12 protein-coding genes are annotated in these 17,138 nt (G+C 35.2%); 8 read left to right on the top strand and 4 right to left on the bottom strand.

Features of this window, described 5'->3' with window-relative positions; all coding sequences use genetic code 11:
• The first annotated feature begins 125 nt into the window (after positions 1–125).
• From groES to UtA1_RS01110, 6 genes are all read left to right on the top strand, one after another.
• Positions 126–407, top strand: a complete 282-nt coding sequence (gene groES, locus UtA1_RS01135) for a co-chaperone GroES (protein ID WP_016839634.1) — start codon at positions 126–128, stop codon at positions 405–407.
• Between the two features lie 104 nt (positions 408–511).
• A complete protein-coding gene (gene groL / locus UtA1_RS01130; protein WP_016839635.1) occupies positions 512–2,131 on the top strand; it encodes a chaperonin GroEL in 1,620 nt (539 codons plus the stop codon).
• Between the two features lie 248 nt (positions 2,132–2,379).
• Entirely contained in the window at positions 2,380–3,837 is a 1,458-nt protein-coding gene (locus tag UtA1_RS01125; RefSeq protein ID WP_096549775.1) for a DHA2 family efflux MFS transporter permease subunit, read from the top strand.
• Between the two features lie 320 nt (positions 3,838–4,157).
• Complete coding sequence (locus UtA1_RS01120) at positions 4,158–5,363, top strand: EAL domain-containing protein (protein ID WP_096549774.1); 1,206 nt, start codon at positions 4,158–4,160, stop codon at positions 5,361–5,363.
• 651 nt (positions 5,364–6,014) lie between these two features.
• Entirely contained in the window at positions 6,015–7,304 is a 1,290-nt protein-coding gene (locus UtA1_RS01115) for a LysM peptidoglycan-binding domain-containing protein (protein WP_096552352.1), read from the top strand.
• Between the two features lie 374 nt (positions 7,305–7,678).
• A complete protein-coding gene (locus UtA1_RS01110; RefSeq protein ID WP_096549773.1) occupies positions 7,679–9,913 on the top strand; it encodes an S-layer homology domain-containing protein in 2,235 nt (744 codons plus the stop codon).
• A gap of 201 nt (positions 9,914–10,114) precedes the next feature.
• Here UtA1_RS01110 and UtA1_RS01105 read toward each other — a convergent pair whose 3' ends face one another.
• Genes UtA1_RS01105 through UtA1_RS01095 form a run of 3 tightly spaced genes read right to left on the bottom strand, consistent with a single transcriptional unit; the run spans position 10,115 to position 13,579 of the window.
• A complete protein-coding gene (locus UtA1_RS01105) occupies positions 10,115–12,121 on the bottom strand; it encodes a TRAP transporter permease (protein ID WP_096549772.1) in 2,007 nt (668 codons plus the stop codon).
• Entirely contained in the window at positions 12,118–12,609 is a 492-nt protein-coding gene (locus tag UtA1_RS01100) for a DUF1850 domain-containing protein (protein WP_232019884.1), read from the bottom strand. The genes UtA1_RS01105 and UtA1_RS01100 overlap by 4 nt, the downstream gene beginning before the upstream one ends.
• Positions 12,590–13,579, bottom strand: coding sequence for a TAXI family TRAP transporter solute-binding subunit (locus UtA1_RS01095; protein WP_096549771.1), 990 nt, complete (start codon positions 13,577–13,579; stop codon positions 12,590–12,592). The genes UtA1_RS01100 and UtA1_RS01095 overlap by 20 nt, the downstream gene beginning before the upstream one ends.
• 282 nt (positions 13,580–13,861) lie before the next feature.
• On the opposite strand from UtA1_RS01095, the gene UtA1_RS01090 reads away from it, so the two are divergent.
• Together UtA1_RS01090 and UtA1_RS01085 are read left to right on the top strand one after the other, a co-directional pair.
• Positions 13,862–14,191, top strand: coding sequence for an ArsR/SmtB family transcription factor (locus tag UtA1_RS01090; protein ID WP_016838936.1), 330 nt, complete (start codon positions 13,862–13,864; stop codon positions 14,189–14,191).
• A 49-nt stretch (positions 14,192–14,240) separates the two neighbouring features.
• A complete protein-coding gene (locus UtA1_RS01085; RefSeq protein WP_096549770.1) occupies positions 14,241–15,200 on the top strand; it encodes a cation diffusion facilitator family transporter in 960 nt (319 codons plus the stop codon).
• A 33-nt stretch (positions 15,201–15,233) separates the two neighbouring features.
• On the opposite strand, the gene UtA1_RS01080 is transcribed toward UtA1_RS01085, so the two are convergent.
• A complete protein-coding gene (locus UtA1_RS01080; protein ID WP_096549769.1) occupies positions 15,234–17,069 on the bottom strand; it encodes a DNA ligase D in 1,836 nt (611 codons plus the stop codon).
• Between the last annotated feature and the right edge of the window lie 69 nt (positions 17,070–17,138).

The following is a 17,138-nucleotide window of genomic DNA, read 5'->3' as shown; positions in this document are numbered from 1 at the left end:
AGAAATTTTTTATACTTCTCACTTGCAAAAATAGGAACGATTCATTATTATATAATTGTGTTAGCACTCGGTTGTGTGGAGTGCTAATAATGGTAGTTAAAATATGATTTAGGAGGTTGTTTCACTTGCTAAGACCATTAGGAGATCGCGTGATTATCGAATTAGTTGAGGTAGAAGAAAAAACTGCTTCTGGACTTGTACTACCTGATTCAGCAAAAGAAAAACCACAAGAAGGAAAAGTGGTTGCTGTAGGTTCTGGTCGTGTATTAGACAACGGCACTCGCGTTGAGCCTGAAGTAAAAGAAGGCGATGTGATTATCTTCTCTAAATATGCCGGAACAGAAGTGAAATATGAAGGTAAAGAATATTTAATTTTAAGAGAAAGCGATATTTTAGCTGTTTTATAATCATATAGAAAGCAAAATTGCGCTTCTTTCATTGTATGAAATGTCAGGCGTATTTATACCGATTTTGATTACCGATAGATAAAAATAAATGGAGGTAAGGCAAAATGGCAAAAGATATTAAATTTGCAGAAGAAGCTCGTTCGTTAATGTTACAAGGTGTAGATAAATTAGCAAACGCTGTAAAAGTAACATTAGGTCCTAAAGGTCGTAACGTTGTACTTGAAAAGAAATTTGGTTCACCTTTAATTACTAATGACGGTGTAACAATTGCGAAAGAAATCGAACTTGAAAATCCTTATGAAAACATGGGTGCAAAATTAGTTGCAGAAGTTGCTTCTAAAACAAACGAAGTAGCAGGTGACGGTACAACAACTGCAACAGTTTTAGCACAAGCAATGATTCGTGAAGGTTTGAAAAACGTAACAAGCGGTGCAAACCCTGTAGGAATTCGCAAAGGTATTGATAAAGCAGTAGCCGCTGCAATTGAAGAATTGAAAAACATTTCTCGTCAAGTTCAAAATAAAGAAGAAATCGCACAAGTTGCTTCTATCTCTGCAGCCGATGAAGAAGTAGGTAAATTCATCTCTGAAGCGATGGAACGTGTTGGAACTGACGGTGTAATCACAATCGAAGAATCAAAAGGTTTCAATACTGAATTAGATGTAGTAGAAGGTATGCAATTTGACCGCGGTTACGTATCTCACTACATGGTAACAGATACTGATAAAATGGAAGCAGTGCTTGAAAATCCTTACATTTTAATTACTGATAAGAAAATCTCTAGCATTCAAGATATTCTTCCATTATTAGAGCAAGTAGTACAACAAGGCAAACCATTATTAATTATCGCTGAAGATATCGAAGGTGAAGCTCTTGCAACATTAGTATTGAACAAATTACGCGGTACATTCCAAGTAGTTGCTGTAAAAGCACCTGGATTCGGTGACCGCCGTAAAGCAATGCTTGAAGATATTGCCATTTTAACAGGTGGACAAGTTATCACTTCTGACCTTGGCTTAGACTTAAAAACAGCTGATATCACATCTTTAGGACGCGCTGGTAAAGTAGTTGTAAATAAAGAAAACACTACTATCGTTGAAGGTGCTGGAGATCAAGCTGCTATTGAATCACGTGTAAATCAAATCCGTGCTCAAATTGAAGAAACAACTTCAGAATTTGATAAAGAAAAATTACAAGAACGCTTAGCAAAATTAGCTGGCGGTGTAGCAGTAATTAAAGTAGGTGCTGCTACTGAAACAGAATTAAAAGAGCGTAAACTTCGCATCGAAGACGCATTAAACGCTACTCGTGCAGCGGTTGAAGAAGGAATCGTTGCAGGTGGTGGTACTGCATTAGTAAATGTTTATAAAGCAGTAGAAAAAGTATTAGATGAAGTAGATGGCGATGTAGCAACTGGTGTGAAAATTGTGTTACGTGCTCTAGAAGAACCAGTTCGTCAAATCGCAGAAAATGCTGGTTTAGAAGGATCAATCATTGTTGATCGCTTAAAACGTGAAGAAGTTGGCGTTGGTTTCAATGCTGCAACTGGTGAATGGGTAAACATGATTGATGCAGGTATTGTTGACCCAGCTAAAGTAACTCGTTCAGCATTACAAAATGCTGCTAGTGTAGCTGCATTATTCTTAACAACTGAAGCAGTGGTAGCTGATATCCCAGAGCCACCAGCTCAAAATCCAGGAATGCCAGATATGGGCATGATGTAATAACGTTATAAATAAAGACGCCATCCTTTTGGCAGTGTTGAATAGAAAAGGGTTCTTTCCGAAGCAATGGAAAGAACCTTTTTCTTTTCGCTTACATCTTCACTATAACAATATTGAACTGCTAGTATAAATTCAAAATTACTAAATTTAAAGTAAAATAAAAAGGTAATATTTTTTTCTTGATAAATTTGAACTGTAGGTATAGAATAGATTTCGCTTAAAAATTGTTACAGAGAGTGTGAATAGATATGACTAAAGAACTGTCAGTACAAAGGCCTCCTTATTTAATGATCGCTGTATTGTTTATAGGAGCCTTTATTTCGTTTTTAAATAATACCTTAATGAATGTTGCATTACCTACCATCATGCAAGATTTTAAAATTAGTTATGCAACTGTACAGTGGCTTTCTAACGGCTATATGTTAGTTAGCGGTGTATTAATCCCTGCCTCTGCTTTTTTCATCACGAGATTTAACACAAAACCTTTATTTGTAGTGGCTACTAGTATTTTTACTTTAGGTACGCTACTTGCAGCCTTCTCTCCTAACTTTGGAACATTGCTTGCCGGAAGAATGGTTCAAGCTGCAGGTTCATCCGTTATGGCTCCGCTCTTAATGAATGTGATGTTAGTTAGTTTCCCAATTGAAAAACGTGGGACAGCAATGGGCTTCTTCGGGCTTATTATGATGGCTGCACCAGCAATCGGTCCAACATTATCGGGCTATATTGTAGAACATTATAATTGGCGAATTCTATTTACGATGATTTTGCCTTTTGCAGTTATTAGTGTTTTATTAGGTTTATGGAAATTAGAGAATGTCATACCTACGAAAAAAAAATCATTGGATTATTTTTCAATTGTGTTAAGTACAATTGGGTTCGGTTCTCTTTTATACGGATTTAGTACAGCTGGTAATAAAGGATGGTCCGACCCTGTAATTATTACAACCATCATCATTGGTATAATTGGCATCGTTTTATTTGTATTGAGACAATTAAAACTTGAATCTCCGTTTTTAAGTATGGAAATCTTTAAGGCTCCTTCCTATACCCTTTCCGCAATTTTTAGTTCCGTGCTTGGAATGGGGTTAACAGGGGGAATGATTTTAACTCCAGCTTATTTACAAAGTGTGCGGCATATCGAACCGATGGAGTCAGGGTTAATGATGTTACCGGGAGCGCTTGTTATGGCTGCAATGTCACCTATTACTGGTCGCTTGTTTGACAAGTTTGGACCACGCGTATTGGCGATAATTGGTATGAGTATTATGACGGTTACAACATATCTACTGTCTCATTTAGAAATTGACACTTCAATTATTTATATCATTTCCGTATATACTGTTCGAACAATCGGGATATCTTTAGTGATGATGCCTGTCATGACAAATGGATTAAATTCTCTAGCACCTCGATTGAATCCACATGGTACTGCAGCAAATAACACCATTCAACAAATTGCTGGTTCTATTGGCACAGCAGTCTTGATTGCGGTGATGAACACAAAGGCTACATCCGTTGGAGAAAAAATGGCAGCGGAAGCGATGCAAGCTGGTACATTTTCGGAGGAAGTAATGGCAAGCATTACCCAACAGGCCCTTTTAGAAGGAATTGAATTAGCATTCTTTGTAGCAACTTGCTTTACTCTTATTCCACTACTTTTATCATTCTTCTTAAAACGTGTAACACAGCCTCAAATTAAATAAAAATGAAACGAACAAAAACCACCATTTTCAATATTGAAAAATGGTGATTTTATTTTCCAATATTCTTTATAAAATTTATAAGAATTATATGATTTATTTTATTATAAAATTATTTTATAATAATTAATGGTCTGATTTGAAATGATATTAAATAAAATTTGAGGAATGTTTAGAATTAGGGAAAGGGGAAGTAGCTCTTTTTTCAGTTATATGAATATTAGAAATGAATGTTCTATTTAAGTTGCTTTTTAATGCATTATTTCATGTATAATACAGTTAGCATAGCAAGTTTGAACATAATTTGTGTGTGGAGGTTTCTTATGGAAGTACTAGATATTTTAGATAGAATAAATGAAATAGAAGTGTTTTATGAGCCAATTTTTAGTGCGGATTCGCATTCGATTGTTGCTTATGAAGTTTCTGGAAAGCTTTTAATAAATGATAAAACGATCGATATTGTTAATTTAACTTATGATTCAACGATTCCCGAAGATTTGCGGAAAGAAGCAGAACTTACTCTCATAAAAAAAGCTGTTACAGAAGTAAAGGATTCGTTAAATGATTTCTATGTTTATTTACCATGTAATCCAAATTTGTTTATGACAGATGTTGGAGATGCTTATTTTCAAGCAATAAAACAAACAATTGGTGAATCGTTATTATCCAAAATATTTCTAGTAATTCCAGCGCATAAATATGAAGGGGAAGCTGATGAATTACAGCATCCAATTCGGTATATGAAAACGTTTGGTGTCAAAATCGCTTTAGACGAAATTGGTAAAGAAAGCAAGTTGGATCAAATACTAATGTTGGAGCCAACTGTATTAAAAATCAACATTAATCAATTGAATTACAATGCTTGGGGATCCCAAAGTCATGTGTTTACAACGATTCAAAGTTTGGCAATCAAAATGGGTGCCGCTTTAATGTTTAATGATATAAAAACCGATTATCAATTACATCACGCTTGGAAGCATGGTGCTCGATATTTTAAAGGAGAATATTTACAGAAACCTTCTACACATTTAAATCCGAAAGACTCATTAAAAGAGCGATTCCGCAATGATTGTAAACAATTTATTGCAACCGAAAGAAAGCAGTTAGAAATAAAATATGAAGAAATGAAAAAATTGAAAAAGGATATTGCTACAATTGTTGATCAATCAAAACTACAAAGTCATGATGAGGAGTCACTCTTAGCATTAGCAAACAAATTAACAAAATATGCTTTCCGATTTTATATTTGCAATGAAGAAGGATTTCAAATATCCCCAAATATCGTGCGTAGAAATGGAAATTGGATAGTGGAAAAAGAAGCTATCGGTAAAAATTGGAGTTGGCGACCTTACTTTCTCTTAAATATCATCAAATTAAAAGATGATGTGAAAGGTGAACTTTCAAATATATATAGTGACATCAAAACCGGCGAATTAACTCGTACGTTCTCCATGGCATTAGCTGATAATGAATATTTATTTGTTGATATTTCGTACGATTACTTGTATGAACATAATCTGTTACATTAGTAATGAATTTGTATTCGATAAATGAAAGGAAAAGTAAATTTTTGGAGGCTATCTAGAAATTTCTAGATAGCCTTAATTGTTTGATGGAGAAGAATAACTGGAAGGGGGGGCTATCTACATAAGTTGAGAGATTATCTACAAAAGCTAGAGATTTATCCGCACGAGTAGAGAAATTATCTACACAAGCTGGGGAGTTATCCTCACGAGTAGAAGAATTATCTACACAAGCTGAAGATTTATCCGCACGAGTAGAGAAATTATCTACACAAGCTGGAGATCTATCTGCACGAGTAGAAGAATTAACTGCACAAGCTGGAGATTTATCCGCACGAGTAGAGGAATTATCTACACAAGCTGGGGAGTTATCCTCACGAGTAGAAGAATTATCTGCACAAGCTGGAGATCTATCTGCACAAGCTGAAGAATTAACTGCACAAGTAGAAGAATTAACTGCACAAGTAGAGGAATTATCTACACAAGTTCAGGCGTTATCCGCACGATTCAAGGGAATCTTCTCACAAGAACTGCTCTATTCACATTCAATCCTCCATATAAACTCCTTAGAATGTTTATCAATTACAATTGTTATTTTCTTTCAAAACACATCATAAAATCTATTGATTGTCATAAGTGCAAAAAGGAGGATGCACCATTCAAATACACGTTGTTCGGCCGGGAGATACGATTTGGGGGATTGCTCAAAGCTACAATGTCAATCCACAAACAATCATTCAAACGAATCAAATTGAATTACCAAATGAATTAGTGGTGGGGCAAGCAATTGTGATTCCGATTGTTGGAAGTTTTTACTGGGTTCAGCCGGGGGATACGTTATTTACCATTGCACAGCGTTTTGGAATGAACTATCTCACCCTTGCACAAATTAACGGACTAAATCCCAATCAGCCATTGCTGCCAGGACTAAGATTATATATTCCACCGAGGGCGAAAACGAGAGCAGAAGTTAATATTTATATTGAACCATCCGGGGATACAGTTAGTGAACAATTATTGAATAGTGCCCGTGAAGTAGGAACTTATCTCACATACTTAGCGCCATTCAGTTATGAAGCAAGAAGAGATGGTAGTCTCGTACCAATGCCAATACAGGGAATACCTGAAGTGGCTCAGAATAGTGGGGCTTCTTTGATGCTTGTCGTGACGAATTTAGAAAATGGTCAGTTTAGTGGGGAACTTGGTAGAGATATATTGCAAAGCTCAGCAGTGCAGGATGTTCTTCTAGATAACATTATTGATGAGGCAAAACGTATTGGGACGGTATCTGACATTCATTTTGACTTTGAATTTTTACCTCCAGATCAAAGAGAAGCGTACAATAATTTTTTAAGGAAAGCAGCAGATCGACTTCATGAGGAAGGATTGTTAATTTCCAGTGTATTAGCTCCAAAACTATCCCGTGAACAAACAGGTCAATGGTATGAAGCTCATGATTATCGTGCACATGGAGAAATAGTGGACTTTGTTGTATTAATGACCTATGAATGGGGCTATTCAGGAGGACCACCAATGGCAGTATCTCCAATTAGTGAAGTGGAGAAAGTGTTAAACTATGCTTTAACAGAGATGCCGCCAAGCAAAATTATGATGGGACAAAATTTATATGGTTACGATTGGACCCTTCCTTATGTTGAAGGAGGACAATATGCAAGAGCTATAAGCCCTCAACAAGCGATTGCTCTTGCCCGTGAACATAGTGCAGAAATTCAATTTGACCCAATTGCTCAAGCTCCTTATTTTTATTATGTAGATGATGAGGGTAAAAATCATGAAGTTTGGTTTGAAGATGCTAGGTCGATTCAAGCGAAGTTTAATTTAATGAAAAGGTTGAATTTACGGGGGATTAGTTATTGGAAGTTAAGCTTTGCTTTTCCTCAAAATTGGTTGTTAATTCAAGACAATTTTAATATTGTTAAAAGATGAAATGGCAATGCAATTATTAAACGGTTGATGGAGATTTCATTAATAGTGAATTGCACAAATTGCATGATTATAAAAAAGAATCCTCAAAATTTAGGAAACTAGCCCGAGTCTCGAGATATAGAAAACTATTTCATCAGTAAGCTCGAGCCGGGCATTAATTTGTTCACAGAATGACATATCAAATATATTTTTCTAATACATAAAAGTACGGATTATTAGCAATATGTAAAATTGATAAATTTAAAATTACTAAAAAATGCTAATTTTGTTATAGAAGTATTAATTTCAGAGTTAAATACAGGGGTAATTTCCTATTTAAACCAATATAGAAATGTCTTAAAATTAAAATTAGTAAATAAAAAGGAGGACTATTGGTGAAATTTAAAAAAATAGGAACGATTGCAACTGCTGCTACATTGTCAGTTGGATTACTTGCAACACCAGCTTTAGCTGAAACGCCTTTGGACGTATATGAAAAACCTCAACAATTGGAAATTCTTATTGCATCTACTGAAACTACTGTATCAAAAAGCGAATTAATTAAAAAGTTTAAAGATGTTTTCCCAAATAAATATGATTTTTTATCAGAATCTGACTTCCATTTAAGAAGTGGACACTATCCAAATGATAATACCGTTCGTTACAATTTAAGCTTCCACAAAAAAATAAGCGGCAATCGATACGTTTATGGTGATATTACTTTTGCTGGGGAAAACTTAGAGATTGAATCTTTATATTTAGATCCAATTGATACAAAAGATGCTATGTTCCCTGCGAAAGTATCAAAAGATGAAGCAAAGGAAATTGCAAAAAAATTTATTGAACAATTTACAGCAGGCAAAAAATATAAACTTTCTGAAGAAGACGATGTATATTATTATCCAGGACCAAAACAATTATTAACTGAACCAGTTCAATATTCATTTTCATTTGTACGTACAGAAAACGGTATTACAATTCCAGATCAAAGAATTTCAATATCAGTTTTAGGGAATGGAGAAGTAACTCATTTATATCGCAGTGAATTCTTATCAGCAACATTTGATGATGTAAATAAAGTAATAAATAAAGAAGAAATAATGAAAAAAATAAAAGACAATTTATCTGTTCAATTACGATATCAATTAGATTACAACTACTATACGGGAGAACAAAAAGCAGAGTTAGTATATGTGCCGTCCATTAAAGAGGGAATTCATGCCTTAACTGGAAATTGGTTGGTAGGAAATAAATTTCAATCTAATCCACCAGAAAACAAAAATGTGGACCAATTAACGAATCAACCCCTTTCACCAAAATATAAAGGGATGACTGTTGAACAAGCAAAACAATTAGCAGAACAAATTTTAAAGATTAATTCTAATAAAGTACGTTTAACGATTGATAGCGTGGAAGAGACAGAGAACCATTATGGAAATGAAATTATTTACGTTTCATATAGCTATGAATATGACCGTGGTGGATATGGGACAAACATTACATTTGATAAACAGACTGGAGATTTAATCGAGTACTATGATATTAAATCTGACGTATTAGCTCAGATTGGAGAAAATCCAAAAAATCAAAGAAAAATAACGGAGGAACAAGCTCTTTCTAAAGCGATTGGCTATTTAAAACAATATGCGCCATCAAAACTTCACCATTATTCAAAACCAATCGAGCAAAGGATAGAACATTATAATGGATTGTATTTCTTTACATTCCCAAGAATAGTAAATGGAATTCCAGTGATTGGCGATGAATTACATGTAGCTATAAGTGATACTGGTGAATTGATTAATTTACATGTCGGATATCATGAAAACAGTGAATGGCCGGCAATAAATAATGCAATTTCAGCAGAAGAAGCAAAAAATATTATAATGAACAGTACAGATGTGGAGCTTAGCTATATACAACCAGATGAAAATCCTCATTATGCTTTAGTGTACTCGCCAATTTATAATGGAAATATTTATAGTTATTTAGATGCGATAAGTGGGGAATGGAAAACTCCGAGCTATTTGCAAAATCCAGATATAAGTGAAGAGCAAAAGGTTTCTCATCCAACTGCGGAAAAAGAATTGAATTTCTTTATTGAGAACGGCTATTTAGAAATAGGGGATATTGATAGCTTTAATGCGGATGCTCCAATTACGAAAGGAGAAGTATTAAAAGGTTTAGTTAAATCTTTAACTTACTTCTATGAAGACTATTATTACAATAGCGAAGAAATGAAAAAACAAACATACGAAAATATTGGACCAGATCATCCGTATTTCCATATCGTAGAAAAAGCTGTTTCTATGGGCATTCTTGATCCGAAAAATAAAGGCTTTAACCCAGATACAAACATTACGAGAGAACAATTAGCTGTTTGGTACATTAGAGCATTAGGATTAGAAGAAGCTGCGAAGCATTCAGAAATATATAAAAGCAATGTGAAAGATGTAGATTTAGTAAATAGTCATTATATTGGCTATGTATCGTTAGCCAATTCTCTTGGATTAATTCCTGCAGAAAATAACCTATTTGAACCAAAACGACCTGTCACATATGCTGAATTTGTTACATCTGCAGTACGACTTGCCCAGAAAGCAAATGATATGAATTTGTATTTTAACTAATAATGGTTGAAAGAGGGGCGTCTGAAAAGTCATTTTAAGACGCCCCCTTTGCGGCTGTCGCTAGTGCTTTCGCCGCAGATAAATTGCGGCGAGAAGGCGCGTTTGAGGTGACCACCAGAGGAGCAAAGTTTTTAAGAGAATATTACTATAAGAAGTAAGGCTGTTCAGAAAGTGTTCGACTTTCTTGACAGCCTCCTTTTTCTATGCATTTTTAAGTTGTTTTTTTGCTTGAAGTGTATTAAATGCGAAGATTCCTAACACAGTGATTATACCAATTATATCTGTGTAAAATTCAGGAATAATTAATAACAATGATCCTACAGCGAGTACAAGACGAAGGACTATGTTGAGATTAGTTTTAAAGTACCCTTCAATCGCAGCCCCAATGCCTATTACACCTATTATGGAAGAAACCGTCACCTTAATAATATCAAGTGGAGAAGCAAATGGAAATTCTGTTGCATTCATTGGAAGACCTGTTGGATCGATTAATAACATCTCTGGTGCATAGACAAAAATATACGGAACGATGAAGCCTGCAAGTGCTAGACGTACGGAAATAAAACCGGTCTTCATTGGGCTTCCACCTGAAAGACCTGCTCCAGCAAAGGAAGCCAGTGCCACAGGAGGTGTGATGTTTGCGAAAATACCAAAGTAGAAAACAAACATATGTGCAACTAAAACTGGTACTCCAAAATCCGCTAATGCAGGTGCAACCATCGTTGCAGTAATAATATAAGCAGGAATACTTGGTAAGCCCATTCCCAAGATAATCGAAGCAATCATCGTTAAGAATAATGTTAAAAATAAACTATTGCCTCCAAGAGTTGTAATCGCAGATGTTAACGTAGCACCGAAACTAGTCAAGTTGACTACCCCAATAATAATTCCAACTACACCACATGCTATAACTGTCGATAATGACTGGCGTGTCCCGTCTTCGAGAGCAAGCAAAATGTCTTTAAAGGACATTCGTGTATTTTTGCGAAGAGAAGAGACTACGATTGTCAGGATAATTGTCCAAAAGGCAGCATGGGCAACAGGCATACCTGAACCGAGTAATACTATAAGCCCGATAAGAGGAAGGATTAAATGTCCGCCTTCTTTAAATACTTCCTTTACCCGTGGTAAATCAGGTTTTGGAATCCCTTTTAAATTGGAACGACCGGCCCGGAAGTGAACTTGCATAATAACACCTAAGAAGTATAAAAGCGCTGGTATAATTGCCGCAAGGGCGATTGTGCCATAGCTGATTCCTGTGGTCTCCGCCATAATAAATGCACTGGCTCCCATTACTGGAGGCAAAATTTGCCCACCAATCGAAGCGCTGGCTTCAACGGCACCTGCAAAGTTTTTCTCGTAACCGATTTTTTTCATTAATGGTATAGTAAATGCGCCTGTTCCAACGACATTGGCAACCGCAGAACCATTGATACTTCCCATAAAGGCGCTCGAAATTACTGCAACTTTTGCAGGACCACCTTGTCTATGTCCTGCAAGAGCAAGAGCCAAGTCGTTGAAAAACTGTCCCATTCCTGATTTGGCTAAAAACGAACCAAATAAAATAAAAAGGAAAATATATTGCACAGAGGCACCAATTGCAGTAGAAAATAATCCTTCCGTTTTTAAGTACAATTGTCCAAAAATATCTCCTAAATCAAAGGGACGTGTCATCATGATACGAGGCAGCCAAGCTTGATGACTGAAGAATGGATAACATAAAAATGCCAGTGCTAACAGAGGTAAAATCCAACCTGTTACACGTCTTGCAGTTTCAAGTACCAGTAAAACAGTCATAATGGCAACTGCGATATCGAATGTATTTGGAATGCCTCCTCTAGCAGTCATAATTTCTTCGTATTCCATAAATAGATAGCCGCAAGAAACAAGACATAAACCAAACAAGAGCCAATCGTATACTGGAATTTTATCTCGTCCTTGTTTTCCGTATGTAGGATAAAGGAGGAAAACAAGTCCCATCGCAAATAATAAGTGAATGGATCGCATGAGAAGTGTAGGGAGCGGGTTGAAAGTTGTATACAAATGAAATAATGAATATAAAATGCAAAGAATACTAACAAAAATAATTAATTTTTTTGAATTGTATTTTCTCACTTTCGAATCGGCATCGTATTTTTCCAAAACCTCTTGTATTTTTTCGTCCGAAATATTTTCTGAAAGGACTGGTTCTTTGATTGTTTGTGTCATAGACATTCCCCCTTCAATAACATGTCCCAAAGAGAAATTGTTTGTATGGAAATGGTTACGGGTTCGTAGTCTCCCGCCAGTTCATATAATAAAATTTCTTTATCATCGATAATTAAGGTACTCTTCACATTTTCAGATACGACTAGTTGAATGGATGGAAAGGAACGATTAATTTCCAATTCTACAAATCCATCTATTAATGCTGCTTGTTTACTCTCTTTTGGGGTGCTTGGAACCCCGGCACCGAAAGTTTTAAATTTTGTTTTTGTTAATAACAAAGCGTCTTCTTTTATTTCATAGAACTCCACCCATTCTTCCTTTTCTACAGAATGAATCCATTTGATTGCGAAATGTTTATTGGTTGACCAAAGTAGGTGTTCCTTAATTTCAAAAGTTAAGAGAGGAAACTTGATCAAGTGGGATAAGAAAAGGAGGACGAGAATACCCGTACCTCCCATGAGAAGTGTTTTACTTACTTTGTTCATCATAGAAGCGTTTAGCACCTGGGTGAAGCGGTGCAACAATATTTTGTTGTGCACCTTCTAATGTGATTTCATTTGCTGCTTGGTGAGCATTTTGTAATGTTGGCAAACTTTCGAAGAATTGTTTTGTTAATTTATATACATCATCTTCACTCATATCTGCACGAACTACTAGTGCATTCGGAACTGCTGCTGTAGGAATCGCTTCTTTGTTTCCGTAAGTATCTGCTGGAATGTCGTAAGCAACAAAGTACGGATGTTCTTTTGCAATTTCTGCCACTTTGTCAGGATTGATTGAAACTAATTGTAAATCGATTGATTCGGCTAATTCTAATACTGAAGCATTAGGAAGACCACTTGTTAAGAAGGCGGCATCAATTGTACCAGCTTTTAATCCATCAGCTGCTTCTGAATAACCCAAATAATCCACTTTCAAATCATCGTAAGTAATGCCATGTCCCTTTAATAACACGCGTGCATTGATTTCAACCCCTGAATTTTGGTCACCTACAGCAACGCGTTTACCATTTAAATCTTCAATCGTATTAATACCAGATCCTTTTTTTGTAATAATTTGTACAACATTTGGATATAAAGTTGCGACATGAGATATATTTTTCACTGGCTCATTGAAACTTACTTCACCATTAATAGCTTGGGATAAAGCATCACTCATGACAAATGCAATTTCTGCTTTACCTTGTTCTAATAAATTAATATTTTCAACAGAAGCACCTGTTGTTTGAGTGCGGGAGTTCACATCAAATGTTTTGGTATATTGGTCGGCAAGTGTTGAACCAATAATATTGTAAGGACCACTTGCTCCTCCTGTTGCGATTGTTACAATGTTCGTATCTAAACCATCAGTTGCAGCTGATTTATCATTGTCGCTGGCTTGATTATTTCCGCTGCTGTTACATGCCGCAAGCATCAATGATAATGATAGTACAAAAGCAAAAAATAGTACCCTATTCATAAATTTACCTCCAAAGGATTTTTTTGAAACTATAGTTTTTAGTGTACATATAATAAAAGAAAAATTGAATACATCAAAAAACAGATTTTTCCGACAATTTACGACAAATCACTTATATAGATGTCAAAATTTCACGAATACTTTCTTTTTTAACATTAATTAGTCGATATTTATTTAGAGTAAATTATATTCTTTCACTACTTCCCATAGAGAAATCTATGATTTATAATATATTTATATGAACAAATGTTCATATAAGAAATTATTCGAGGTGTGTTAAACATGGAAAACGAATTCATTCATCAAGAAGAAAATTCGGAACATAATGATTTAGATGATGAAACATTATTTTTAGTTTCTCAAACGTTTAAAGCGTTAAGCGACCCAACTCGAATACGAATCTTATATTTACTTTCACACAATGAGTATTCGGTTAATGAGATTGCAAAAAAATTAAATTTAAGTCAACCTACCGTTTCTCATCAGTTACGATTTTTAAAAAACTTAAGGCTTGTCAAATATCGCAGAGAAGGTACAACACTTTACTATTCTCACGATGATGACCACGTGATGCATATGTTACATCAAACAATAGAGCATTCTAAACATTAAGAACATTTATTTTTATATGAATATATACTAATATAAAGGGGGTTTACTGATGGGGCATGGCCATAATCATGCACACCATGATCATACTCATGGTGCTAACAAAAAAACATTAACTATTGCATTTTTCATTATTGCCACATATATGATTGTAGAAGCGATCGGCGGCTTATTAACAAACAGTCTTGCACTTCTTTCGGATGCTGGACATATGTTGAGTGACGCAGTATCGCTAGGAGTTGGTGTGCTTGCCTTCAAGTTTGGTGAAAAGATTGCAGATTATTCAAGAACTTATGGATATCGACGTTTTGAAATATTAGCGGCGGTTTTTAATGGTGTTACATTAATTCTTATTTCAATTTTTATTGTTATTGAAGCAATTGAACGTTTCATTTCCCCTCCGGAAATTGCATCTGTTGGTATGCTTGGAATTGCAATTGTCGGGTTGGCAGTGAATGTGCTTGTGGCTTGGATATTAATGCGCGGTGGCGATACTCACGATAATTTAAATATGAGAGCTGCTTTTCTTCATGTTATTGGAGATATGTTAGGTTCAGTTGCAGCAATTGTAGCAGCACTATCCATCATGTTCCTTGGCTGGGGATGGATGGATCCAGTGGCAAGTATTATTGTGGCAATAATTATTTTAAATAGCGGCTATCGAGTAACGAAAGATGCCATTCATGTTTTAATGGAAGGTGTACCAAGCAACGTCAATATAGATGAAATTATTTCATTATTTAGCAATACGCCTGGTATTATCGGTATCCATGATTTACATGTATGGAGTATTACAAGTGGACAAAACGCACTATCCTGTCATGCAGTGGTAGATGAACATTTAACGTTAAAAGAAACTCAGAAGATATTAAGAAAAATTGAGCATGAACTGCTGCATTTAGGAATTGCACATATGACCGTACAAATAGAAGATGCTGATCATGTACATGAAGATTCTGTATTATGTAAAATTCAAGGTAATCAACACCATCATCACCATCATCATCATTAATATGGACCTCCATCAATTTTGATGGAGGATTTTTTATTTTAATATATTTTTTAATTCTTCAATGACTTCTTTAAAATTCTGTTTTTCTCCAGCCTCAAAATAATTGTTAAATGGGTTGCCTAACGTATTCAGTCGTTCAACCACTTTTGGAATCGTAAAGTTATTTGGATGCAATCCTTCTTTCACCTCTTCCCAGTAAAGAGGTGTTGCGACACAGCCTAATTCATTTCCACGGGGAGAATATGGTGCAATAATTGTTTTTCCTTCTGCATGTTGCACATAATCTAAATACAACTTATTTCCTCTTTTCTTTTTTAACCGCTCTAATGTAAAAATATTCGGCTCCTGATTTACTAAAAATTTACAAATGAATTCAGTAAAGATGCGGGTTTCATCATAGGTGAATTGATTTTTTGGCAACGGTATATAGAGTTGCAAACCTTTTCCGCCAGACGTTTTGACAAATGATTGCAGCTGAAATCGATCAAAAATTGCTTTCATTCTTAGAGCTGCTTCAATGGCATATGGAAATTCGCTGACGGAAGGTGGATCTAAGTCAAACACGATTTCTGTTGGATAGGTTGTGTCAATCGTTTGGAAAGGAATATGAAATTCCAATACTAATTGATTGCCTAGCCATAATAATGTGGGTATGTCGTTGCAAACAATATAATCAATAGAATCGATCCGCATAGTTTGAACGAAATCAGGTGCGTAGTCTGGTACATTTTTTTGATAAAAGTTTTCGCCAGGAACGCCATGTGGATAACGAATCGCCGTTAGAGCTCGGTTTTGTAAAAAGGGAAGCAAATAGGGAGCAATCATGTCTAAATAAAGAATATAATCATCTTTCAATAAATTAAGTTTCGGCCAGACTGGTTTTTCAGGATGAGTAACTTGTACATGTTCGGGTATGGGATGAAGTTGTTTTAAAAATGTTTTCCAATTACATTCTTCTGGTAGTAAATCGAAACGAAAAGAATGGAAACGAGGTTCTCTTAATGTTTTTCCATCAAAATCGATACATGCAATGTCAACGCAAATGGAAGGAGGTAAAGTCCAAATTGAACTGGAGATTTTTTCTCCTTTCGTCTCAAAAAACGATCCCAATGTGTTAAATTCTTCATCGGACAAACCATGTTTAAAAGTTGTTACTTCTATTAATTGATGCTCTTTAAAAATTGCACCTGTAAAATAGCCGTTTGCTTTGTTGAAGGAATGGACAACAACGGATACAAGTCGCCAGTTTTTTATTTTTAACCAGTCCGTTGAACGCTTTCCACTAATCCATAGGCTTGTTTTTCGTTTTGCAACCATTCCTTCACCATTATGCTCTTTAATGATTTTCCAAAGAACATCCCTCTGTTGGAAGCTTTCAATACATTGTATTTGTCCACGGCAGAAAAATTGTATATTTTTTGGGAGGTTCGCCTTTGAAAAAAGCTGACTTAAATGTTCTTTTCTTTTGGATAGAGGAAAGAAATGCATTTCTTTTCCTTTGAATTGCAGTAAATCAAAAGCGATATATCGGCAAGGAAATTTTTGGCTAGCTTGTTGAATTTTTTGTTTTGTTTTTGTTTTTCCCCGGGATTGAACGATAGAAAAATTACTTCGAAAATTGTTTTCTAAGTATACAATTTCCCCATCTAAAGTTAGTGGAAGAAAAGATTTAACGAACGAAAAATACCGCTTACAAAATTCAATTAATTCAGGGAAAAGTGGTGTTAATTCGTTGCCATTTCTGCTGATAATGGTAGGAATTTCATTTTCCCATACCAAGATCGCTCGATAACCATCATATTTAACTTCATAAATCCACTCGTCACCTACAGGTAACTCCTCTACTGAAGTTAATAACATTGGCTTCATGACGAAAACCTCTTTTTTCATTATTGTTGAACAGAGGTTAAAGGTTATACATAGTTATTTTTCATTTAA

Origin of the sequence: Ureibacillus thermosphaericus, assembly GCF_002370195.2 — a bacterium.
Taxonomy (GTDB): Bacteria; Bacillota; Bacilli; order Bacillales_A; family Planococcaceae; genus Ureibacillus; species Ureibacillus thermosphaericus.
This window is presented reverse-complemented; position numbering and strand designations above follow the sequence as displayed.

What these genes read in the sequence shown, in the direction of transcription:
- groL (WP_016839635.1), top strand. Translation starts at nt 512, where the DNA reads ATGGCAAAAGATATTAAATTTGCAGAAGAAGCTCGTTCGTTAATGTTA.
- UtA1_RS01125 (WP_096549775.1), top strand. Translation starts at nt 2,380, where the DNA reads ATGACTAAAGAACTGTCAGTACAAAGGCCTCCTTATTTAATGATCGCT.
- UtA1_RS01120 (WP_096549774.1), top strand. Translation starts at nt 4,158, where the DNA reads ATGGAAGTACTAGATATTTTAGATAGAATAAATGAAATAGAAGTGTTT.
- UtA1_RS01105 (WP_096549772.1), bottom strand. Translation starts at nt 12,121, where the DNA reads ATGACACAAACAATCAAAGAACCAGTCCTTTCAGAAAATATTTCGGAC.
- UtA1_RS01100 (WP_232019884.1), bottom strand. Translation starts at nt 12,609, where the DNA reads ATGATGAACAAAGTAAGTAAAACACTTCTCATGGGAGGTACGGGTATT.
- UtA1_RS01095 (WP_096549771.1), bottom strand. Translation starts at nt 13,579, where the DNA reads ATGAATAGGGTACTATTTTTTGCTTTTGTACTATCATTATCATTGATG.
- UtA1_RS01090 (WP_016838936.1), top strand. Translation starts at nt 13,862, where the DNA reads ATGGAAAACGAATTCATTCATCAAGAAGAAAATTCGGAACATAATGAT.
- UtA1_RS01085 (WP_096549770.1), top strand. Translation starts at nt 14,241, where the DNA reads ATGGGGCATGGCCATAATCATGCACACCATGATCATACTCATGGTGCT.
- UtA1_RS01080 (WP_096549769.1), bottom strand. Translation starts at nt 17,069, where the DNA reads ATGAAGCCAATGTTATTAACTTCAGTAGAGGAGTTACCTGTAGGTGAC.